This is a genomic window from Prosthecobacter sp. (assembly GCF_029946185.1).
Classification (GTDB): Bacteria; Verrucomicrobiota; Verrucomicrobiia; order Verrucomicrobiales; family Verrucomicrobiaceae; genus Prosthecobacter.
Map to the genome: position 1 here is coordinate 1 of NZ_JAQSEA010000197.1, position 20,231 is coordinate 20,231.

Annotated in this window: 18 protein-coding genes, 1 tRNA gene and 1 riboswitch; of the genes, 9 read left to right on the top strand and 10 right to left on the bottom strand. The window is 60.3% G+C overall.

Annotation, left to right across the window (positions count from 1 at the left end; all coding sequences use genetic code 11):
* Nucleotides 1-28: 28 nt before the first annotated feature.
* The 3 genes from PSV43_RS16765 to PSV43_RS16775 all read right to left on the bottom strand — a co-directional run bounded on the left by PSV43_RS16765 (nucleotide 29) and on the right by PSV43_RS16775 (nucleotide 2,960).
* Nucleotides 29-103, bottom strand: a tRNA-Val gene (locus tag PSV43_RS16765).
* A gap of 89 nt (nucleotides 104-192) precedes the next feature.
* A complete protein-coding gene (locus PSV43_RS16770) occupies nucleotides 193-987 on the bottom strand; it encodes an AraC family transcriptional regulator (RefSeq protein WP_300199862.1) in 795 nt (264 codons plus the stop codon).
* Nucleotides 988-992: 5 nt separating this feature from the next.
* Nucleotides 993-2,960, bottom strand: a complete 1,968-nt coding sequence (locus PSV43_RS16775; protein WP_300199865.1) for a TonB-dependent receptor — start codon at nucleotides 2,958-2,960, stop codon at nucleotides 993-995.
* 57 nt (nucleotides 2,961-3,017) lie between these two features.
* A riboswitch (cobalamin riboswitch) is annotated at nucleotides 3,018-3,235 on the bottom strand.
* Nucleotides 3,236-3,582: 347 nt separating this feature from the next.
* Between PSV43_RS16775 and thiE the strand changes: the two genes are divergently transcribed.
* Nucleotides 3,583-4,206, top strand: a complete 624-nt coding sequence (thiE, locus tag PSV43_RS16780; protein ID WP_300199868.1) for a thiamine phosphate synthase — start codon at nucleotides 3,583-3,585, stop codon at nucleotides 4,204-4,206.
* A 42-nt stretch (nucleotides 4,207-4,248) separates the two neighbouring features.
* On the opposite strand, the gene PSV43_RS16785 is transcribed toward thiE, so the two are convergent.
* From PSV43_RS16785 to PSV43_RS16795, 3 genes are all read right to left on the bottom strand, one after another.
* A complete protein-coding gene (locus PSV43_RS16785; RefSeq protein ID WP_300199871.1) occupies nucleotides 4,249-4,839 on the bottom strand; it encodes a YoaK family protein in 591 nt (196 codons plus the stop codon).
* Nucleotides 4,840-5,005: 166 nt separating this feature from the next.
* Nucleotides 5,006-5,506: a hypothetical protein gene (locus PSV43_RS16790; protein WP_300199874.1), complete on the bottom strand. Its 501-nt coding sequence runs from the start codon at nucleotides 5,504-5,506 to the stop codon at nucleotides 5,006-5,008.
* The gene (locus PSV43_RS16795) at nucleotides 5,503-6,225 is read right to left on the bottom strand and encodes a class I SAM-dependent methyltransferase (protein WP_300199877.1); all 723 of its coding nucleotides are present in this window, start codon (nucleotides 6,223-6,225) and stop codon (nucleotides 5,503-5,505) included. The genes PSV43_RS16790 and PSV43_RS16795 overlap by 4 nt, the downstream gene beginning before the upstream one ends.
* A gap of 170 nt (nucleotides 6,226-6,395) precedes the next feature.
* On the opposite strand from PSV43_RS16795, the gene PSV43_RS16800 reads away from it, so the two are divergent.
* A complete protein-coding gene (locus tag PSV43_RS16800) occupies nucleotides 6,396-7,778 on the top strand; it encodes a sigma-54 dependent transcriptional regulator (protein ID WP_300199880.1) in 1,383 nt (460 codons plus the stop codon).
* Between the two features lie 27 nt (nucleotides 7,779-7,805).
* Here the strand turns inward: PSV43_RS16800 and PSV43_RS16805 are convergent, their stop codons facing one another.
* Both PSV43_RS16805 and PSV43_RS16810 read right to left on the bottom strand, forming a co-directional pair.
* Nucleotides 7,806-10,616, bottom strand: coding sequence for an insulinase family protein (locus PSV43_RS16805; protein WP_300199883.1), 2,811 nt, complete (start codon nucleotides 10,614-10,616; stop codon nucleotides 7,806-7,808).
* 146 nt (nucleotides 10,617-10,762) lie between these two features.
* Nucleotides 10,763-11,635 carry an alpha/beta hydrolase gene (locus PSV43_RS16810; protein ID WP_300199885.1) on the bottom strand — a complete coding sequence of 291 codons (873 nt, stop codon included), beginning with the start codon at nucleotides 11,633-11,635 and terminating at the stop codon, nucleotides 10,763-10,765.
* A 171-nt stretch (nucleotides 11,636-11,806) separates the two neighbouring features.
* On the opposite strand from PSV43_RS16810, the gene PSV43_RS16815 reads away from it, so the two are divergent.
* The 7 genes from PSV43_RS16815 (at nucleotide 11,807) to dhaL (ending at nucleotide 17,524) form a co-directional block, all read left to right on the top strand.
* On the top strand, nucleotides 11,807-12,679 hold the full coding sequence (locus PSV43_RS16815; protein ID WP_300199888.1) for a hypothetical protein: 873 nt from the start codon (nucleotides 11,807-11,809) through the stop codon (nucleotides 12,677-12,679).
* A gap of 32 nt (nucleotides 12,680-12,711) precedes the next feature.
* Complete coding sequence (locus PSV43_RS16820) at nucleotides 12,712-13,329, top strand: ribonuclease HII (protein ID WP_300199890.1); 618 nt, start codon at nucleotides 12,712-12,714, stop codon at nucleotides 13,327-13,329.
* A complete protein-coding gene (locus PSV43_RS16825) occupies nucleotides 13,326-13,856 on the top strand; it encodes a YraN family protein (protein ID WP_300199893.1) in 531 nt (176 codons plus the stop codon). The genes PSV43_RS16820 and PSV43_RS16825 overlap by 4 nt, the downstream gene beginning before the upstream one ends.
* Before the next feature lie 85 nt (nucleotides 13,857-13,941).
* Nucleotides 13,942-14,556 (top strand): hypothetical protein, encoded by a 615-nt coding sequence (locus PSV43_RS16830; protein ID WP_300199896.1) that lies wholly within the window; start codon nucleotides 13,942-13,944, stop codon nucleotides 14,554-14,556.
* A gap of 91 nt (nucleotides 14,557-14,647) precedes the next feature.
* Nucleotides 14,648-15,661 (top strand): dihydroxyacetone kinase subunit DhaK, encoded by a 1,014-nt coding sequence (locus PSV43_RS16835; protein ID WP_300199899.1) that lies wholly within the window; start codon nucleotides 14,648-14,650, stop codon nucleotides 15,659-15,661.
* 12 nt (nucleotides 15,662-15,673) lie between these two features.
* Nucleotides 15,674-16,036 carry a cyclic nucleotide-binding domain-containing protein gene (locus PSV43_RS16840; RefSeq protein WP_300199902.1) on the top strand — a complete coding sequence of 121 codons (363 nt, stop codon included), beginning with the start codon at nucleotides 15,674-15,676 and terminating at the stop codon, nucleotides 16,034-16,036.
* An 852-nt stretch (nucleotides 16,037-16,888) separates the two neighbouring features.
* A complete protein-coding gene (gene dhaL, locus PSV43_RS16845) occupies nucleotides 16,889-17,524 on the top strand; it encodes a dihydroxyacetone kinase subunit DhaL (protein ID WP_300199905.1) in 636 nt (211 codons plus the stop codon).
* On the opposite strand, the gene PSV43_RS16850 is transcribed toward dhaL, so the two are convergent.
* Together PSV43_RS16850 and PSV43_RS16855 are read right to left on the bottom strand one after the other, a co-directional pair.
* Nucleotides 17,511-19,043, bottom strand: a complete 1,533-nt coding sequence (locus tag PSV43_RS16850; RefSeq protein WP_300199907.1) for a 2-succinyl-5-enolpyruvyl-6-hydroxy-3-cyclohexene-1-carboxylate synthase — start codon at nucleotides 19,041-19,043, stop codon at nucleotides 17,511-17,513. The two genes, dhaL and PSV43_RS16850, sit on opposite strands and share 14 nt — an antisense overlap.
* Nucleotides 19,040-20,059 carry a chorismate-binding protein gene (locus PSV43_RS16855; RefSeq protein ID WP_300199910.1) on the bottom strand — a complete coding sequence of 340 codons (1,020 nt, stop codon included), beginning with the start codon at nucleotides 20,057-20,059 and terminating at the stop codon, nucleotides 19,040-19,042. The genes PSV43_RS16850 and PSV43_RS16855 overlap by 4 nt, the downstream gene beginning before the upstream one ends.
* Nucleotides 20,060-20,231: the final 172 nt, after the last annotated feature.

Below are 20,231 nucleotides of genomic sequence, written 5' to 3' on the forward strand. Positions count from 1 at the left end.
GGGTGTTGAGCAAGAAGAAGGGACGAGATGGTGCGCGATGCAGGGTTCGAACCTGCGACCCTTGCCGTGTGAAGGCAATGCTCTACCACTGAGCTAATCGCGCGAAAATCGTGGGGTGGAGTCTCTAAGCGGGCTTTGGGGTTGCAGCAACCAGAAATTGCAAGGCTGTCACACCGAAATTTGTGCCGCGTGCTAAACACGCCTCAACCGGAACTGCCGCAGGTATTTGAGCGGTGTCATGCCCATGTGCCGGTGGAAGTGGTGGGTGAGGGCGCTTTGATCGCAGAAGCCCAGATCGCGGGCGACGTCGGAGATGTTGGCACCTTCGCGTTGCAGGGCTTCGCAGGCGGCCTGGATGCGCAGCTTCATGATGAAGGCTTGCGGACTGGCTCCGAAGGTTTCGACGAACTTGCGATGCAGTTGGCGTGGCGAGAGGTGGACGATCTGGGCGAGCTCGGTGATGGAGACACCTGTGCGGAAATGATCGCGGATGTAGGCGAGGGCGCGGTCGATTTGCAGGTAGGGCTGCAGCATCTGCTTCTTGCCTTCAAAGCTTTGCACGGTGCCCATGATGCCGATGACGCGGCCTTTGGCATCGGTGAGGGGGAGCTTGTTGGTGACGAACCAGTCGGGCAGGCCTTGATCGGTGAAGAATAGCTCGACGATGTTGAGCTGGGCTTTGCCGGTACGCAGGACTTCTTCATCGTCGCGGCGGAAGTTTTCCGCGAGGCGGCCGGGGAAGAGGTCGAAGTCGTTTTTGCCGACGATGCCGGCTTCTTCGGTGATGCCGAAGCGGTCCATGAACCGGCGGCTCGCGCACATGAAGCGGAAGTCGCTGTCTTTGGCAAAGAAGGCGAGGTCCGGCAGGTGATCGAACAGCCGGTAGAAGGGGCTGTCCGCACTGACGCGACGGATGAAACGTTCGCGCAGTGCGGCGGGGGATTCGAGGCGTGACGTTGGGCTGCTCACGCCCCCAGTGTCAGCCATGCGGATCAAAAGCGCAAACGCAGCCCGGCATACGCGCCGGTGCTCATGACGGGGAAGCCGGGGATCTCGGAGTAGGGCTGGCCGAGGAGGTTTTCGACGCGGGCAAAGAGGTCGAGATGCTCGGTGACGCGCCAGTTGGCGGAGAGGCGTACGTTGAGGTAGTCCTTCTGATTGGTCTGCGCAAAGGTGACGGGGTCGAAGTCTTCGCGGTCGATGACGTAAACGGCGCTGAGATTGAAGGTGACGTCTTTGACGGGCTGGAAGCGGATGCCGCCGGAGATGGAGTGGCGTGGGCGGCGCACCAAGCGTGCGAGGTTGGTGTTGTCCCGTGCATCCAGGTAGGTGTAGCTGAGATTCACGCCAAACATGGCGCAAGGGTTCCAGTCGAGCCCGCTTTCCAAGCCCTGCGTGGTGGCGGAGCCGACGGCGACGGGGATGAAGAAGGGTGGCAGGTACTGGTAGGTGTCGCGCAGGTCATTGTGGAAGTAGGTGGCGCGCAGGGTGAGCTTGTTCTGCATCAGCGGCTGGGCGATGCCGAACTCGTAACTACGGCTGCTTTCGGGCTTCACGAGATCGGGATTGCCGCCAAAGACGGGGGTAAGGTCCTGGGGAGTGGGCGGGGTGTAGGCGGTGCCGTAATTGACGTGGAGGATGGTCTGGCTGACGGGGATCTGGTAGCTGATGCCGCCGCGCCAGGTGAAGGCGTTGTTGAAGTCGGAATATTTGTCATAACGGACGCCGCCGACGAGATTGAAGCCTTTGAAGAGCTCTGCCTGAGACTGGAGGAACAGCGCGTAGTTCGTCTGCGCTTGGGAGATGTCCAGCATGCCGGCGGTGTCGTTGTAGCGGCTGATCTTTTGATCCTGAAACCAGGCCCCTGCGGTGAGCGTCCATTTATCCGTCACCTTCACGATGCTTTTGTATTCCAAAAAGTCTGTGCGTGAGCTGGTGCGGTTATTGGGTGAGAAAAACGGGGGGTCGTTATAGCCGGTGGAAACCTGCCGGAACTGGCTGTGAGAGAAAGTGAGCGACTGCGTCCAGCGGTCACTTGTATTCCACACCAGTCGTGGCGAAATACTCCAAAACTCCGAAAGCACATGATTGTTCGGGTCATTGGCGTTGGTGCCGACATTCGCACGTGGATCGCCGACATCTGCAGTGTAGTGCCGCATGTCGAGGTCAAAGCGCAGACTGTCAGCAAACTGGTAGCCGACCTTGCCTGCCAGATTCGTTTGCTTAAATTGGCTGTTCACGCGCTGACCTTGGATGTCCGTGCGGCTGGCTTCAAAGCCCCAGTCCAGCTTGCCGATGGCACCGATGGAGCTGACGCCTTCGCGGAAGGTGCCGTAGCTGCCGGCCTCAAAGAAGGCCGTGCTCTTGGGCTTTTTCAAGCCTTTGCCGCTGCGGGTGATGATGTTGATCACACCGCCCATGGTGCGTCCACCATAGAGGCTGGCGGCGGGACCGCGCAGCACTTCGATGCGCTCCACGTTGTCCAGCGCCATGGTTTCGAGATTGAAGGAACCGGCGAGGTTCGCTGGCTGGGGCCTGCCATCAATCATCAGGGCGGTGTCCTTCGTGGCCGTGCCGCGCGTTAGCACGGTGGCCACATTGCCGGGAATGCCGGGAGTGGCGATGGTGACGCCGGGGACGGTGCGCAGGGCATCAATGGCAAAGCGGTATTGGTTCTCCTCGATCTTCTTGCGGTCGATGACCGTGACGCTGCTGGCGGTGCGCCAAGATTCCGTTTCAGACATCGTCGCAGTGATGACGACTTCGGGAACGTCAACGGTAGCGGCCTTGGTGCCGGTCTTTGGAGGCGCTTCGGTTTTGGTCTGCGGCTGCTGTGTTTTCGGAGCAGGCTTCTGGCTCTGGGCCTGAGCGGTGCTGATGGGGAGGATGGCGGCGGCTGCTAGGAGTGCCGCGGTGATCGCTGCGCAGGGGCGGCGACCAGAGTGTTTCTGGAGGTACATGTCGTGGGGGTGTTCATTGGTTCGATGAAATCATCCGCGCACCGCCACATGGCGGGTCGGATGATGTTGTTCGCAGCGAGATGTTCGGACTCCGGGTTTGCGCGATGTTTGACCACCGCTCCTCGCCTCCGCCTTCACCAAGGATTGCTCCCGATTGGCTGTGTTCCATGTCCGAAGACATGAATGGAGGGTCGTTACCCGATACCGCAGCGCCACTGTGGCCGGTTCTCACGGCCTTCCCTGCATCTGCGAACGGCTGCATGGGCGTTATGCACGCGCATGCAGATAAAGAAAACGGTGGGTGCCACTAGGACGCCCACCGCCATGGGTCTGCATAGGCTTCGAGTTGGGCCGGGGCAACTGGAATTCTGCGTTGCTCCTGATCCCTGCATTCCGTGATTAGTGCGAGATTGGGGAGGAGTGTTTCTCCCACAGATTTTCTGCAAGAAATAATCTGTGGGTTTCCTGAATCTGCGGGAAATATTCTGGAGTGGGATCGTGCTGGTGGGGCGACCGTTCCAGGACGGACTCCATGATATGTCCGTGGTTCAAAAATCCGGCATGCTCAGCGGAACCATTCCAGCGCTTGCGTAGCACGGGCATCACGGGCATCGGGTGGTGCATGAAACGCATTCAAGACGCACGGCTCTACGGCATCGTTGATCTCGGTTATGTCACGGCGGACAACGTCGAACGCATGACGGAGCAGCTCTGCCTGGGTGGCGCGGATGTGCTGCAATTACGTGCGAAGAAACTGGTGCCGCAGGAAATCGAACGCCTCGCGCGGCTCATGCTGCCGATCACTCGCTCCCATGGCGTGCCGTTGGTGATCAATGACCATCTCGAAGTCGCCGCTGCCATTGGCTGTGAAGGTGTGCACGTGGGGCAGGATGACGATGTCGTGGCCAAGGCGCGTGCGGTCGTCGGCCCATCATGCTTTGTTGGCAAATCCACCCACAGCCTCGCGCAGGCGGTCGCCGCCCAGGCGGAAGGCGCAGACTACATCGGCTTTGGCCCGCTGTATGCCACGGGCACCAAGCCTGACTATGTGCCCGTCGGTTTAAGCGATGTGGCGGAGGTGCATCGGCGTGTGACGCTGCCAGTCTTCTGCATTGGCGGCGTGAATGCAGGGAGGCTGGACGAAGTCATCGCCGCGGGAGCGCGGCGTGTGGTGGTCGTGTCTGCGTTTTTGCTGGCTGCCGATGTCAGCGATGAGGTGCGGCGGCTGAAGGCGCGGCTGGTGTGAAGTGGTATGACGTGCTGAAATTTTAACCAAGGGGGGGGAGCATCAGGCGCGGCGGTTCTGGCGAAAGCGGTAGAGGCTGTAGGCCAGTGCCATCAGCGCGATGAGGACGCTGGGAATGTACAGGGTGGTGTAGTCCAGACGGCGGAAGGCCACCGCGCCCGCGATGCCGCCGCAGAGAAACGCGGAGATGATCAGCAGGCACAGCCGCAGCCGCCGGACATCCACGGGCAGACCGCGCAGGAAGTGACCGAGAAAGATGCCGAGGTCGGTGAACATCCCGGAGAGCTCCGTGGTGCGAATGTCGGTGCCGCTGCAAGTGCTCACCATCGCATTCTGCAGGCCGCAGGCGCACGCGGCGGCGCACAGGCCCAGGACGCTGCTGCGCTGGAGCAGATGCACGGCCAGGCACAGCAGCAGCGTGACCCAGTAACGGTCGCCCAGCCGCAGCGTGCTCTCCTGGATGATGAACCCGCTAAGCACGGTGCCCGCCATGAATGCGCCGATGATGGCGACCAGTGGCAGCGCCGCCGCCAGGTCCAGCTCCGCCAGGGCCGCTGCGAGCATGGAGGTGTTGCCCATCAAATGCGTGATCGCCCGATGCTCGAAGCCGAGCAGGTCAATGACGTTTACCATGCCCCCCCCACGAAAGCCAGCGCCCAGGCTCCGGACCACACCCAGCGTGGCAGTTTAGTAATCATAGGCTGCAATCGCCGGCATGGCGCCGGACCCAAGTGCGGCGTTTGCGGCAGGAGAAACTGGCGGCATTCAGACGGCGCTGACGGTGGTGGCGGCGCCCCCATCAGGACGCGGTGGCGGATTTTTTGCGCTTTTTGGGTTTGGGTGCTGTCTCCGGCTCCGGCTCGGCAGGCATGACTGGCATGGCGTCCTCGGGTTTGGGGTCTTCGGGCAGCAGCAGCGTGCTGCAATTGCCGCAAATCTGCAGCGCCACCTCTGCCCGGCGCATGTCGGAGAGCTGGCCGCTGGGCAGCAGCAGGTGGCAGCCGCCACAGGTGTTGTTGCGCACGCGCGCCGCGCCGCGTTTGCCCCGGGAGACCCGTTGGTCGTAGTGGCTGAGGATCGCGGTGGGCAGGCGTTCGCGCACGCTTTCGAGTTCCAGGGCGATTTCCTGATACCGGGGCGATTTCACCTCCAGGCGGCGTCGGGTGGCATCCAGTTCGGTGAGCTGGGAGAGGGCTTCAATGATGCTGTCGGTTTGTTTCATGGGAACGGGGGGCTGGTATTCAGGCAGGCTGGGCTGGGGCTGGCGGATGACTTCATGCCAGGACAGGCAGAATTTCATGCGAGTGCGAGTGGGCCGGTGCCGAGCGGAATAGCGCGGCCGTTGTCCTGGGCGTAAGATTCAGCGGCGGTGGCATAGGCTGGCGCGGGGTGCTTTTTCACCCAGAGTTTCAGCTTGCCGGTAAAGGCCGTTTTTTCGCAGGCGTAGCAGGATGGAATCTCGCTATCATCACCACAGTAGCTCGCCACGCGCGTCGCCATGGGCATGCGCATGAGCTGCTGCTGCACATGCGCCGTGTAGTCCGTGTACAACTTCGGCTCCAGCTCCACATCGTAGTCAATCCGCAGCGCGGGCATGACGTTCTCCTGAAACGGATTGAAGAGGTAGAACGCGTCGAACTCACGGAACTGGACCTGGTTGATGTTGCCATGCTGGAACTCAACCCGGGGGATGCGGTGGCGCTCCACCAGTTCACTGGCCGTCCGCACCAGCCGCTTTCGCTGCTCCACACCGGTGAAATGCCCCGCGGTCGAGGTGGCACCAATCACACAAAATTTGCCCGGCCCGCAGCCGATGTCCAGCACCCGGGTCCCTGGCGCGGTGACCAGAAACTGCGCGGCCGTGCGGCAGACGTTCACCGGGCTCCAGTGGCACAGTGACAGCGCGCTGATGGACGCCGGAAAGAGCTGGTCAAATTCTTCATCCTTGCAGGCCTGCAGGAGCTCACGGTCGGGCTTGGCGGTTATTTTCTTGAGGGCTTTGAACGTGTGAAATGGCATAGGGGCCGCTGGTATTGCAGGTCTAATGCCAGGTGCCACTGGTGGCGCTCAAACCACTGCCGATCAATGGCTTAAACGGTGGGGCAGATTTTCACCGCGCTGCCGGGATGTAGCATTGGTGCATTATTTGCACTTGCCGGTGGGAACAAGTGCAGCCTTGGTTGCACCCCATGGAACCGGCCAACATTCACATCCTGGTGCTGGATCGTGATCCCGCCTCCGCACGCAGCATCCGCAATGCCCTGGCCCGGGTCGGCTACCAGGTGTCCGCCGCTTCGCATGAGACGGATGCGCTGCAACTCGCCTCCGGTGAGCTGTTCAATGTGGTCATCAAATCGTTCGATGCGCAGCGCATCGACGCCGTGGCGCTGATGGAAAAGGTGCGCGGCATCACGCCCGACACGCAGTTCATCTTCCTCAGCGCCAAGGGCGACATTCACACCGCCGTGGAGGCCATGCGCAAAGGCGCGTTTGATTATCTCTCCAAGCCCTGCAACACCGCCCAGCTCACCGAATCCGTCCGCAAAGCGCTGGACCACCAGTCGCTGGTGGCCGAGGACCAGCAGATCAAGGCGCGCCTGCGCCGCCGCTCGGACCCCAACATTTTCGCCGGCAGCAGCAGCGTGATGCAGGGCATCAGCCGCCTCATCGGCCAGATCGCGTCAACGGATGTGACCGTGCTGATCGAGGGTGAAAGCGGCACCGGCAAGGAAGTGGTGGCTCGCGCCATTCACGAAAAAAGCCGCCGCAAAGCGCATCCCTTCATCGCCGTGAACTGCGCGGCGCTGCCGGAAAACCTCATCGAAGCCGAGCTCTTCGGCCATGTGCGCGGCGCATTCACCGGCGCGGTCAGCGACCGCAAGGGGCGCTTCCAGCTCGCCCAGGGCGGCACCTTGTTTCTCGACGAAATCGGCGACCTCTCGCGCAAAGGCCAGGGCGACATGCTGCGCGTGCTCGAAGACGGCACCTACCGTCCGGTCGGCAGCCAAAAGGTGGAGCGTGCCACCGCCCGCATCATCGCCGCCACGAACCTGGACTTGGAGGCGGAGGCGGTCAGCGGCGGCCGTTTCCGCGAGGATCTGTTTTACCGCCTGAACATTGTTTCCATCCACATGCCGCCGCTGCGTGAGCGCACAGAGGACATCGCCCCGCTGGTGAAATCCTTCACCGAGCATTTCTGCACCAAGCACCGGCGGCGCGTGAAGCACTTCGGCAGTGAAGTCATCAGCCTGTTTCAGACGCTGCGCTGGCCCGGCAACGTGCGGCAGTTGCGCAATCTGGTGGAGCGCCTCGTCGTCACCGTTCCCCACGCCACCATCAGTCTGGCGGATTTACCGCCCGCCCTGCATCAGGGCAGGCGCGAACCGCACGCGATCACCATTCAGCCCGGCATGACGCTGGCGCAGTTGGAGGCGGAGCTCATCCGGCAAACCCTGCTCAAGGTCACCTCCAACCGCGAAGCCGCTGCCGCCGCCCTCGGCATCAGCCGCCGCGCATTGCAGTACAAAATCAAACGCTACCAGCTCGACAAGCTGCCCAAACGGCAGGCGTGACGGGCTTTAAACCGAACCAAGGCCTCGTCACTTCTTCTCTTCGGGAATGATGTCCGCGCTCACCGCGCGTTTCGCTCCGAGGTATTCCTTCGCCAGCACTTCCAGCTCATCCTTCTTGATGCCGGCGAAATCGCTGATGAAGCTGCGCGCCCAGTCGAGCCGCTCGGGGTGCTCCTGCGCGCAGCGCAGCACGTTCATGGACCAGTAGCGGTTGTCACGGCGCATCTGTTCCAACTGCACCTGCAAGGGTTTGATGGCGCGGTCAAATTCATCGTCGGTGATCGAGCCGCCTGAGAGCTTGTCGCCGATTTCGGTGACGAGCTTGGTTAGCGAGACGGCCAGCTCGGGCTTGCACTCGATCATCGTCGTCATGTAGCCGTAGTCGGTGAAGGTGTCGTTGGCGACGTGGTAGCAGGCGGGGCTGTAGGTGTCTCCCAGCTCTTCGCGCACCTTGATGCGCAGGCGGTCATCGAGGATGGAGCCGAGCACGGTCAGGCGGCGGGTGCGCTGGATGTCGCTCATGTCGGCGGTCGGCCAGTAAACGGTGGCGATGGCCTTCGGGATCTCGGTGTCAAAGGGGAAGGTCTTGCTGGCAGCCGGTGCAGGGAAAGCCACGGCGCGTTCTTTTTCATACGCAGGTTTTTTGGCCGCACGCTTGGGCAGCGCCCCGAGTGTTTTAGCCACGGCGTTGAGTGCGGTTTCGGCATCGATATCTCCCAGCACGGTGACTTCGAGATAATCCTGCGTGAGCGCTGGGGTGAGCCAGGTCTTCAGTTCGGCCAGCGTGCGCTTGCGCAGTTCTTCCATCTTGGGGAAGCCCCAGCGTGGATCGCCCGAGTGGATGAAGGAGACGACGTCGTTGTTCATCACGCCCTCGGCGGTGTGATGAAGCTGGGTGTAGAGGGGATCGATGTTCTTCTCGAACTGGCGTGCGGCTTCGTCGCGATAGCCGGGGGCGACGAGGTAGGCGGTGAGCAGTTGCATCTGGGACTCCAGATCCGCAGGCGTGGTGCGGCCGCTCAGCAGGAAGGCTTCATCACCGATGGTGAAATCACTGCCCACGGTGCGGCTGGCGAAGATGCGCCGGATGTCATCGACCCCGTGTTTTTCAAGGCCGACAAGCTGGAAGGTGCTTTGGGCAAAGGGGATGATGCCCGGCTTGTCAGCAGGGGTGCTGAGCTTGCCGCCACCAAAATTGATCAGCACGCGGATGGTGCCTTTCTCGAATTCGGTGTGCTTGAAGTTGAAGCGCACGTTGTTTTCAAACACCGCCTGGGTGATTTCGAGATCCTTCACTTCGCTGCGGCTGGCGACCTTGCCCGCAGCGCCAAAGTCAGTGTAGGCAAACGCGGCGGTCTCTTCCTTTTCGGGGGCGCTGACCGGCTTGGCACGGCTGGCTTTGAAGGTGTCGATGATCTGCTTTTCGGCATCGCCTTCGAGCTTCAAATTGCCGCCGAGGAAGATCTGCACGTCATCGCCCTTCCAGTCGGCCACGAGTGCGGCGTGGCTGTCTTCAGCTTTCAAGCTGGCCAGCACGGTGGAAATGCGGGCGAGGTCATCTGCCGGATAGGTGAAGACTTTTTTGCTGGCGATGATGCTGACGAGGCCGCTGGCGAGATCGCGTGATTTGCGACTGTCGGCCTGATCGGCGCGCAGCTTGGCTCCTTTGAGCACGGTGGCTTTTGCTTCTTCAAATTCAGCCTCGGTGAAGCCATGCTCAAGAGCGCGGCGCAGTTCGGTTTCCAGCAGGGTGATCGTGGCTTGCCAGTTCTTGGGATCGCATTGGGCCTGAATGCCGTTCACGCTGACGAATTCGAGGTACTCGTAGCTGTAGCTTTCAGCGCCCATGAAGGGGGCACCTTCAGCCTTCGAGAGCTTGGAAAGGCGCTGATTGATCATCATGTCCGCGAGATCACGGATCGTCTTCTCCCGGCGGGTGGCGGCGTTGTCGGGCTTGTTTTCAGCGGGGCGGGGGATTTCGATGGAAAGCGTCAGCGCCTCGGCCTGCATCTCGGTGTGCAGTTTGGCGATGATGCCGTAGCCGGAAGTCACCTTGCCAAGATTGGGTTCTTCAGCATCGCCATGCTTTGGCTTGGCATCAGCAAACTGCTTTTCGATCTCCGCTTTGACGGCGGCAGTGTCTTTGAAGTCCCCCACGGCCACAATGACGGCGCGTTTGGGGGTGTAATATTTCTCGTAGAAGTCCACGAAGCGCTGACGCTTCATCGTCTTGATCATATCCTCTGTGCCGATGGGCATGCGGTCCGGCAGGATGGACTGCGGCATGGCGAACTTGTAGCCCGCCATGCTCGTGCGGTACTCGATGGAGTCACGGCTGAGCTTTTCGCTGAGAATGATGCCGCGCTCCTTGTCGATCTCGGTTTCGTTCAGCAGCATGCCGTCCAGATCATCGCGGAAGAGCTTCAGACCTTCGGAAAGGTACTGGGTGTCCACCTTCGGCAGTTCGAGCATGTACACGGTTTCCTTGAATGAGGTGTGCGCATTGGTGTCCGCACCGAAACCCATGCCCAGACGCTGGAAGTACTCGACCATCTCGCCGCCTTTGAAATGGCGCGAGCCGTTGAAGGCCATGTGCTCAAGGTAGTGCGCCATGCCCTGCTGATCGTCCTGCTCCATGAGCGACCCCACATCCATATAGAGGCGGATGCTGGCGCGGCCCGGCGGCTCGTCATGCGGCAGAATGACGTAGCGCAGGCCGTTTTCGAGCGTGCCGAACTGGGCTTTGGGGTCAGGCTTGAGATCGCTGTTGTCCTGGGGCCAGGTGGCGGCGTGCGTGGTGGTGACGAAGACTGCAGCGAGAAGAAGAGAGCGGAGCATGGTTGTTCGATGCGTGGGGTTGGAAAGTAAAACGGATGGCAGAGTCAAAATGACGGAACAATGCGCAAGTATTCCAATGACGAAACGGCGTGGAAGCAGGAATTCGTCATTTGGATTTCGGAATTTTCATTCCCGCCGTGCGCGGGCTATTCCACTTTGCCGAGGCCCGCTTCGGGGTCGGGCTCCAAGAAGCCGAGTTCGACGAAGAGCTCATCCATGGCCATCAAGGTGGCTTCATACATCTCAAAGGAGAGATTGAAGTTGAAGAAGCCGTGTCCCTGGCCTTCGAATTCGATCAACCGGCAGAGATTCTTCTTCTTGCTCGATTTACGGGCAAACTGATAGGAGCCGTCAAAGGGGATCACGCGGTCGGTGGTCCCGTGCATGATGAGCATGGGCGGCAGGCCGGGGCGGATGGCGCGGATGAGGTCTGCAGCCTTGCAGGTGGCCTGGTCTGGCCAGCGGTCACGACCGAAGGCGTACTTGGAATAAGTGTCCATCACCGGATTGAACAGAGCGATGGCATTGGGTGCCGGGCTGCAATCCAGCGCGTCCGAAGAATCATCAAAACCACTGAGGATGGCAGCAGAAGCGATGGCATGTCCACCACCGGAACCACCGACACCGACGATCTTGCCGGGGTTGATGCCGAGCTCGACAGCGTTCATGCGAATCCAGCGAATGGCGGAGCGCGCATCGGCCATGGCTTCGACCGGACCTGTGCCGTGACGGGTGGCGACGCGATAATCAAAACAGATCGTCGTCATGCCGCGTGAGGCAAAATAAACACAGTGTGGGGCAAACTGCGCCACCTGGCCGTTGTCCCAGCCGCTGCTGAAAAAGAAAGCGGCCACGGACTTGGGGTAAGAGGGAGCCTTGTCCATCTCGGGTTCCCAAATATAAGCCGAGAGGTTGACACCACCTACAGTCTTGTAGATTTCTTCTCGGGCGGTCTTCAGCAACTCCCGATTGCGATCAATCGGGGGGGGGCGGGGCTGACCTTCACTGTGGGACTCCATGTTTTGGGGGTAAAGAGTTGACGTTTACCAGAATCACCAAATCGGCAAATGGTTTTACTCTGGATTAAAACTATCACAGCAAATTTCCCGGGATGCTAATCATAAAATGATGATCACCGGTTGTTTTTACGTGAAACATGTCCTTGTTCGTTATTTTAAATCGTACCTGCCATGCGCCAGTTCCTCTCTTTGCTCCTTGGATTAAGTCTGTTTCAACTCTGCTCACCTGTGCGCGCTCAGGAGGAGGATGCCGGACTGCAGGCCGCATTGGAAAAGGTGTATCTTAAATGGCGGGATGCCATGCTGCGCAAAGATGCCCAGGCCTGGGCTTCGAGCATCACGCTCTATCGTCAGACGGTGATTCGCAACATGGTGGTCAGTGAACGCCAGGTGTTTCCTGACGCCGTGTTTGCTTCTGATGTGACGCCTCCGGCTCTGGCGGGACTGCGCCTGCTGGAAGCGCAGGCGGTGGGGAACACCGCACATCTCGTTTACTTTGGCCGGATCGACATGGGGCAGGACAAAGATCTCATTCGCGAAAACCTCCTGAAGCTGAAATTCGCCCGTGAGAATGGGGAATGGAGGTATGACAGCAATCGCATCTCCCGCATGGATGGTGCTCCTGAAGTGGTCAAGGATCTGAAAGCAGGCAAGCGCCCCGACTTTCTCGACACTCCTGAGTACACGCCGCCCGGCAGCATGCCGTCGCCGCCTCCTTTGTGCCGTGTTCCAGATTACAAGGCGGGCTGCAAGCTGCAGAGCTTTGGCTATGCAACGACCATGAGCATGAACGGCATCAATTACGATCCCGTGCAGGATGGACTTGATCAGCAGGTTCTCGTCGGCGGGCTTGTCAAAGGGCACAATGAAATCACGCTGCGCATGAAGCCGGTGCCAAGACCGGAAGGGGAGAAAGCCACCCTGCAAATCCGTATTTACAAGTTGTCCAAAGATCCCGCCAAGCCGGGCGTCGAAGTGCTGCGCTGGCAGGCACCGGAAAGTGGAGCCCCGGCAGAAGTGACCCTTCCTATTGAGGTGAAGTAGCTGCAAATTCTTGGTTATCCCTTGTTTTCATCATGCCAACGATCGACCACGAAAACACGCTGCGCTCTGCGGGTTTTCGCACCGTTGCCGGCATTGATGAAGCGGGTCGTGGCCCTCTCGCCGGTCCCGTTTGCGTAGCGGCGGTGGTGCTGCCGGACGATTTCACGCACGCCGTGCTCAACGATTCCAAGCAGCTCAGCGAAGTGAAGCGCGAACGGCTGTACGAAGAGATCACCGGTGACTCACGCATCCGCTGGCACTGCGTGAGCATTGAACCCGGTGAAATCGACCGCATCAACATTCTTCAGGCAACGTGGGAAGGCATGCGGCGTGCCGCGCTGGGTTTGCTCCCTGTGCCGGATGCAGCCCTCATCGACGGCAAGCCGGTGAAGCTTTTCCCCCTGCATCAGGTCGCCTTGGTCAAAGGTGACAGCCTCAGCTATTCCATCGCTGCGGCCAGCATCATCGCCAAGGTCACACGGGACCGCCTCATGGTGGCCATGGCGCGGCAGCATCCTGAATACGGTTTTGAAATTCACAAAGGCTACCCCACACCTGCGCATCTGGCGGCTTTGAGGCTGCACGGCCCCTGTCCGCATCATCGGCGCAGTTTCAGGCCGGTGTCGCAGCTCGAACTCGATCTGGCATGAAGCGGCGCATCTCCCGGCCTCAAAGTCTGTGGCGCTGGCTGCGGCGGCGGGTCACGGGAGATGTACGGGTGCGGGCAGCGGCGCTCTGGCTGCGCGCAAAACCGCTGGCCTTGTTTCAGCGCCGTCTCGCTGGACGCAAAATGAGCAGCGGGGAAATCGGTGCCATGGGCGAACTCATCGCCGTGCGCTGGCTCGCCGCGAATGGCCGCAAAGTACTCCATCGCAACTACAGGGGTGGGCACCGGGGTGAGGTGGACATCGTCGCCCGGCATCGCGATGTGCTCACCTTCATTGAGGTGAAATCCCGCACCAGCAGCGCCTTTGGCCGGCCTGCCGACGCGGTGGGGCGTGACAAACAGCGCCTCATCCAGCGCGGGGCCATGGACTGGCTGCGGCTGCTCGGAAATCCGCGCATCCAGTTTCGCTTCGACATTGCCGAGGTCATCCTCACCGAGGGCGAGCTGCCGCGTGTCCACATCATCGAGAATGCTTTCCAGATGCCGGACAGGTCCATGGCGGGTAGATAAGGGTTTAGTGACGATTCTGTCAGGTTTGTGCCTCCATCTTGCCACGGGGGACGCAGATGCTTATTAAAGCCATTTTTTCCCCTCTATGCAGTCAGCCATCCCAGCCATCTCCACCACCTCAGCGGGCAATCTTCTCGGCACTGTGACTGCACTGGTGCGGGACACGCAGGTCGATGTCACACGTTTGATCTACATGCTCTATCAGGATATGGAGCAGCAGATCAGTCGGGCGGACATGAAGGCGCAGCTCACGCTGAGCACCTCGGCGGTTTTGATGGCCATGATCGTGAACATGAGCACCGGAGTGAAAACGCCGGTTGTGGCGGACATGCGGTGGTTTGAAAGCATGGCGGTGCTGCTTTACCTCATCTTCATCATCTGCATGTGCTTTGCCTTTGGGCGCGGCATTGCCGCCGCTTTCCCACGCGCTGTGAAAAAAGGCGGCGGAGAAAATCATCACCCCAATCTCTATTTCTCAGGCCAGATCGCCTTGATTTCTGGAGAGGAATACGCGGATTTGTTCTGCAAACAATCGAATGACGGGGTCAAATGCTCCGTGCTGGGGCAGATCCATTCGAAGGCCCTCGTGCTGGAGGCCAAGCTGTACAACGTCCGCAAAGGAATGACCTTTTTGCTGCTGGCTCTGGGCTGCTGGATCGCGGCGCGTCTGGTGCTGCTGATCGGCTATGGCTCCCACTGAGACCAACGGGGAGGTTGGCAATCGGGCTTTGACAGCCTCGGTGCACGCCGTAAAACTGGCATCTCTTTTTTCAACCCTGCCGATCCCAACCATGAGCCACGCCAATCCTGCCAAGAAGATCATCAACAATCCGCTGAAGTGCGCCGACGAACTCTTTGAAGGACTCGTGCTCGCCTATGATGGCAAGGCCCGCCGCGTCGGCACGCGTTCCATCGTGATGAATGATCTGCGTCCAGATGCGCCCGCGCTACTCGTGGGTGGTGGAGCTGGGCATGAGCCGATCTATCACGGCCTCGTGGGCAAAGGCATGGCCGATGGCGCAGCCGTGGGTGAAATCTTTGCAGCCCCTCCTCCCGACATCGTGCTCGAAGCCGCCCAGGCGGTGAACCGTGGCAAAGGCGTGCTCTTTCTCTACGGCAACTACGCCGGGGATGTGATGAACTTCGACATCGGCGCGGAACTCGCTGAAGAAGAAGGCATCGTGGTGAAAACCGTCATCATCGCTGATGACGTCTGTTCGGCACCTCTCACGCAAAAGCACAATCGCCGTGGCGTGGCGGGTCTCGTGCCGATCACCAAGCTTGCTGGCGCTGCAGCACAGACGGTGGACTCACTGGATGAGCTCGCCCGTATCGCACAAAAGGCCTGCGACAACACGCGCACGGTCGGTGTTTCCACCCGGCCTGGCAGCATTCCCGCCACCGGCAAGCCGACCTTTGAACTGGCCGATGACGTGATCGGCCTCGGCATGGGCATCCATGGTGAAAAAGGCGTGGGACTCATCCCCATGTGCACGGCTGATGAACTGGCCGCCAAGATGATGGAGCTTCTCTTTGGCGATGATCTGGCGCTGGCTGCCGGAGATGAAATCGTATTCTTCGTCAACAGCCTCGGCTCCACTCACATGATGGAACTGCTCATCTTGCTGCGGGGCGCCAAGCCCATCCTCGAAGCGCGTGGCATCAAGATTCACCAGACCATCGTCGATAACATCGTCACCTGTCAGGAAATGGCCGGCGTGAGCTTCAGCATCACCAAGCTGGATGCCGAGCTGAAGAAGCTCTGGGACATGCCCTGCGAAAGCGTCGGCTACACCAAGCTGTAAGACTCGCACGCCATGAAGCTCCCCGACATCTTCGCCAGCCCCGCCAACGTGCGGGACGTTCTGCAAGGAAAGCCCATTTTTAACGCGGGCGACGAGTCCGGGGAGATGTTTGTGGTGCAAAGCGGTGCGGTGGACATTCTCATCAACGGTGTCCTCGTGGAAACCGTCCTTCCGGAAGGTTTCTTTGGTGAAATCTCCCTCATCGAAGATTCCCTCCGCTCGGCCGACGCCATTGCCCGCACGGATTGCAAGCTGCTCCCCGTGAACCGCCACCACTTCCTGTCCATGGTCGATGAACTGCCACAGTTTGCCCTCTACGTCATGAAAGGCATGGCCGACCGCCTGCGCAAAGCGGACAAACGTGCGATGGGGTAGGGGGCGTGATTCTCGCTGATTGCGGATAGCCTTGCTGGTACCAGACTGGGAGGTTGAAGGCACAGAGCATCGCCGCTTCGGTGGCGAAGAACGGCTTCATACAAAACACGTCGGTGGGAGGAATCTTCCTCATCTTCCCCATATTCCCCGGGGGGGTATACGCGCGGCCACCGCCGTTCGGCAAGTCGGAGGCCTGCGTCAGCTCGCTGGGAACAGACACAATCATCTCCTTTAGTGGACAACCCTTAAAGGCATCCTTTCGGGGCCTGCTGGCAGCGTCTTCGCCTGGGGTGGCGAAGACGCGCCGCTCCTGCATCGCAGCCTTCCAATCCTACCATGACATCCATGAATGGGTTGTTAAACGACTGACATGCAGGGGCGCACAGCGCTGGATTCAAAGGATGGTTTTCCTTGTTGGCCAACAAGGTCTTGAGAGTACGATCCTTGGACTAAAACCGTTGCACCCTGGGTGCTCTCTGGCCTTTGTACTTACTTTTTCCAGAGAAAGGGATGAAGCCACTCTTCCTATGGAAGACGTACGCATATACCCAGGCGTGTAATTAGTTGTATTTTACCACACGGGGGCTCCGGCTTGTTGGGCTGTGTAGCTCATCGCGTGTATACCCCCCCGAGGAATATGGGGAAGATGAGGAATTTTCCTCATCGGCAGAGCGGCCAGCCGAGATGCGGCAGGCCCGCGCTTAGCGGTCGGGCACCCCATGTCAGTGGCCGGCGGCTTTCGACCCCCCCCCCGGCCCGCTTGAAACTTGAAACATGAAACATGGAACTCCGCCTCACACCGCCGGATTGCGCGATTGACATCCTCGCTCACGCGCCAACACTCGCGGTCCCATGCCCAAAGCCACCCTTTCCAAAGACGAAGTCAAAGACATGCTCCTGCTCGCCTGCGAGCGCATCATCGCTGCCGAGCCGATGCTGTCCCAGGCGGACCGTGATCTCGGAGACGGCGACCATGGCATGGGCATGGAGCGCGGCATGCGCGCGGCCACCGAAAAACTCAACGCCGGTGAAGTCGAAAGCATCGAGAAAGCCTTCTCCACAGTCGGCATGGCGATGATGAGCAGCATGGGTGGCGCGAGCGGCGCGATCTTCGGCACCTTCTTCCGCAATGGCGGCAAGGCGCTCAACGGCAAAGAATCCTTCGATGCCGCCGGACTGGCAGCCTTCCTCCAGGCTGGTGTGGATGGCGTGAAGCAGCGCGGTGGTGCCGCCATAGGCGACAAGACCTGCGTGGATGCCATGGAGCCTGCGGCCACCAAAGCTGCGGAGGTCGCCACTCAATCTCTGCCCGAGGCCATCACCGCGGTGACCGCTGCCGCCGAGGCAGGCACGGAAGCCAGCAAAGCCATGATCGCAAAATTCGGCCGCGCCAAGACTCTCGGTGAGGGTTGCATTGGTTTCCCTGATGCCGGGGCCTGCTCCGTGGTGGTGATCATCACCGCCTTCCGCGACTTTATCGTGGCCTGATCACCGGCTGCTGCCATTCCTTCCAGAACCCTTCCGTTTGCAGCGGATCGGGACGGATTTCGATGACCATGGGCATTGCCAGCAGGTCTTCGAGGTCATTCACATCTGCAGTCTGGAGATATTCCAGGCCCCAGAGTTGCGCCCAGGGTTCAAAACTCAGCGCATGACGGTTTTCAATGACGTTGCGTGCGGCCTCCGACAGGGCGCGCAGGCTGGCCACGCGGGAGAAGATTTTGCCGCCGCCATTATTGATCACCACAATGCGCAGCCGTGGGTGCTCCATTTGGGCGATAACCCAGGGTGCGGCGAGATCATACAGCGCGCTCAGATCCCCGAGGATCAGCCAGCATTCGCCGGCATGCACCGCACTGGTGCCGAGAAAGGTCGAAACGAGGCCGTCGATGCCGTTGGCACCACGATTGGCAAAAAACTCCACGCCCGGCTTCGTTGTCTGCATCGCCAGGTTGAATTCGCGAATCGGCAGGCTGTTGCCCAGAAACACTCGCGAGCCCGCAGGGATGGCCTTCACGATTTTGCGCACCCAGGCGGGTTCGGATTCTGGAAACTTCTCAAAGTCAGGTTCAAAACGCAGAATGCCGCAGGGCGGATCCACCCGGGTCAGTTCCGTGCTGTGAATGTTCTCCCATCCCAGCGTTTCGACATTCTCTTTCCGCGCGAGTCCGCTGAAGCCACCCCGGGTGATGTGGGTGACTTTGATTTTAGGCAGCGCTTCCAAATCCCGCCACCAGCGCCATGAAGGCACTGCGCCGATGCGCAGCACATGCGCGGGACGTGCGGATTGCAGCGCCCGTTCACCGCCGGGAATCAGCAGCGGCTGAAGTTCAGGGAAGCCATGCAGATTTGAGGTGGCTTCAGCAATGATGGGGGCACCCAGCCGGGCCAGCAGCACAGCCACATGGGCGGCGTCTTTAGGGTGCATGCCTGCGGCCAGGACCAGATCACATTGCAGGGGGGCGGGTTGTCCGTCCTCATAGGCTGGCGGTGGCGGAGCGCTGGAAAAATCCACGCCGTTTACGTTCGTCTCCAGGGGTTCATCCAGGCAGACATTGAGGTGCATCGGCCCGTCAGAGCACAGGCCCTCATGCGATTCGTCCGTGGCATCCCAGTCTCCCACGATGGTCGCATAGACGCCAAACAATCCGGCTTGCTCGATGGACTGCGGTGCGCCGCTGCCACGGTAGCTTTTTGGGCGATCTGCCGTCACCAGCACGAGCGGCAAATTTTGATAATGCGCTTCAATCGTGGCGGGCAGGAGTTCTGCCGCGGCGGTGCCAGAGGTCGTCAGGACCGCCACCGGCTGGCGATCGGCCATGATGCGGCCCAAGGCGAAGAAGGCCGCGCTGCGTTCTTCAAAAAAGTTCCAAACCTTCACCCCGCTGCAGGCGAGCAGAGCGGACACCAGCGGCGCATTGCGCGCACCTGCGGCGACACATACCTCCCTCACTCCGATGTAGGCGAGTGTGTGCAGGGCTTGCTGGATGAGCTGTGTCTGCGTCATGATTGAAGTGCCAGCAGGCGCAGCACGGCCTCTCGCTTGAGACGCAGCTCGCGCCATTCATGATCAAAGGCGCTGCCACCTACGATGCCACAGCCCGAGGGCAGGCTGATCTGATTCCCCTCCCAGCAGATGCCGCGAATAGAGACGACGATGTGCGTCGTGCCATCGGGCTCGGCAAAGCCGAACGGAGCGCCGAAAAAGCCCGGCACCTTCAACTGCTGACGGTACTCCCGCAGTTTTTGCAAAGCCTCATCATCCCGTGGCAGGCAGCCGACTGCGGGTGTGGGGTGCAGCAGCGGCACCAGTTGTGCCGGATCAGCGGCGGCGTTCAGTTGCACGCTGAGTTTGGTCTGAAAGTGCACGAGACCGGAGGTCTGGCATAAGGCGCGCGCATCGCGGGTGACGGCACCGAGTGCCTGCAACTGCTGCATGAGATAGCGCACGACGATTTCATGCTCCTCGATCTCCTTCACATCCGTCAGAAACGCATCCTGATTGCCGGGCTTCGCCGTGCCTGCCAGGGCCATCGTTTCCAGTTGCTGCGCTTTCACCTTGAACAGCAGTTCGGGGGTGGCACCGAGGAAGCCGCCGTCTTCTTTGACATGCGCATAGCCCCACATGTTCTCGGGAGCGTGCATGATCGCCTCGAGCAGCCGTTTCGGATCACCAGCGGTCAAAGTGCCGGTCTCAGTCAGCACGGGGACCATTTTCTCCAGGCGCTTCGCCTGCACGTCCCGGCGGATACGGCGGAAGGCCATCTTAAACCATTCCGTGGCGGGTTTAGCCCATTGGATCTGAGGCTTTTGCGAGCCATTGAGGTGAATCGTCTCCGCCAGGCTGCCAGCCGTGATCTCATGCAGCCGCGCGGGCACTTTCCAAGGATTGGGGTCCTTTAAATCAAAGTCGTTAATATAGAAGGCTCCCCCCGCTGCCGGCGCGGTGGCCAGCGCGGTGAAAGGGCCTTCTCCCAGCCATGCCCGCCCATCGGGCAGCCTGAACAATGCGAATTCCATCATGCGATTTTGCATGCATAGTGAAACGCACCGCGCAGCGTGCAAGATGTGAAACAGCTACAAAGCGTGAAAGCCTGCTGCCACGCTGGCTGTCGTCCTCTGAGCGCCGCGTCTCTTTAACAGTCCGGTCATTCTGTCCAGACCGGCTTCTCCGAGCACCTATCTCTGCGACGTT

What these genes read in the sequence shown, in the direction of transcription:
- PSV43_RS16770 (WP_300199862.1), bottom strand. Translation starts at nt 987, where the DNA reads ATGGCTGACACTGGGGGCGTGAGCAGCCCAACGTCACGCCTCGAATCC.
- PSV43_RS16775 (WP_300199865.1), bottom strand. Translation starts at nt 2,960, where the DNA reads ATGTACCTCCAGAAACACTCTGGTCGCCGCCCCTGCGCAGCGATCACC.
- thiE (WP_300199868.1), top strand. Translation starts at nt 3,583, where the DNA reads ATGAAACGCATTCAAGACGCACGGCTCTACGGCATCGTTGATCTCGGT.
- PSV43_RS16785 (WP_300199871.1), bottom strand. Translation starts at nt 4,839, where the DNA reads ATGGTAAACGTCATTGACCTGCTCGGCTTCGAGCATCGGGCGATCACG.
- PSV43_RS16790 (WP_300199874.1), bottom strand. Translation starts at nt 5,506, where the DNA reads ATGAAATTCTGCCTGTCCTGGCATGAAGTCATCCGCCAGCCCCAGCCC.
- PSV43_RS16795 (WP_300199877.1), bottom strand. Translation starts at nt 6,225, where the DNA reads ATGCCATTTCACACGTTCAAAGCCCTCAAGAAAATAACCGCCAAGCCC.
- PSV43_RS16800 (WP_300199880.1), top strand. Translation starts at nt 6,396, where the DNA reads ATGGAACCGGCCAACATTCACATCCTGGTGCTGGATCGTGATCCCGCC.
- PSV43_RS16805 (WP_300199883.1), bottom strand. Translation starts at nt 10,616, where the DNA reads ATGCTCCGCTCTCTTCTTCTCGCTGCAGTCTTCGTCACCACCACGCAC.
- PSV43_RS16810 (WP_300199885.1), bottom strand. Translation starts at nt 11,635, where the DNA reads ATGGAGTCCCACAGTGAAGGTCAGCCCCGCCCCCCCCCGATTGATCGC.
- PSV43_RS16815 (WP_300199888.1), top strand. Translation starts at nt 11,807, where the DNA reads ATGCGCCAGTTCCTCTCTTTGCTCCTTGGATTAAGTCTGTTTCAACTC.
- PSV43_RS16820 (WP_300199890.1), top strand. Translation starts at nt 12,712, where the DNA reads ATGCCAACGATCGACCACGAAAACACGCTGCGCTCTGCGGGTTTTCGC.
- PSV43_RS16825 (WP_300199893.1), top strand. Translation starts at nt 13,326, where the DNA reads ATGAAGCGGCGCATCTCCCGGCCTCAAAGTCTGTGGCGCTGGCTGCGG.
- PSV43_RS16830 (WP_300199896.1), top strand. Translation starts at nt 13,942, where the DNA reads ATGCAGTCAGCCATCCCAGCCATCTCCACCACCTCAGCGGGCAATCTT.
- PSV43_RS16835 (WP_300199899.1), top strand. Translation starts at nt 14,648, where the DNA reads ATGAGCCACGCCAATCCTGCCAAGAAGATCATCAACAATCCGCTGAAG.
- PSV43_RS16840 (WP_300199902.1), top strand. Translation starts at nt 15,674, where the DNA reads ATGAAGCTCCCCGACATCTTCGCCAGCCCCGCCAACGTGCGGGACGTT.
- dhaL (WP_300199905.1), top strand. Translation starts at nt 16,889, where the DNA reads ATGCCCAAAGCCACCCTTTCCAAAGACGAAGTCAAAGACATGCTCCTG.
- PSV43_RS16850 (WP_300199907.1), bottom strand. Translation starts at nt 19,043, where the DNA reads ATGACGCAGACACAGCTCATCCAGCAAGCCCTGCACACACTCGCCTAC.
- PSV43_RS16855 (WP_300199910.1), bottom strand. Translation starts at nt 20,059, where the DNA reads ATGATGGAATTCGCATTGTTCAGGCTGCCCGATGGGCGGGCATGGCTG.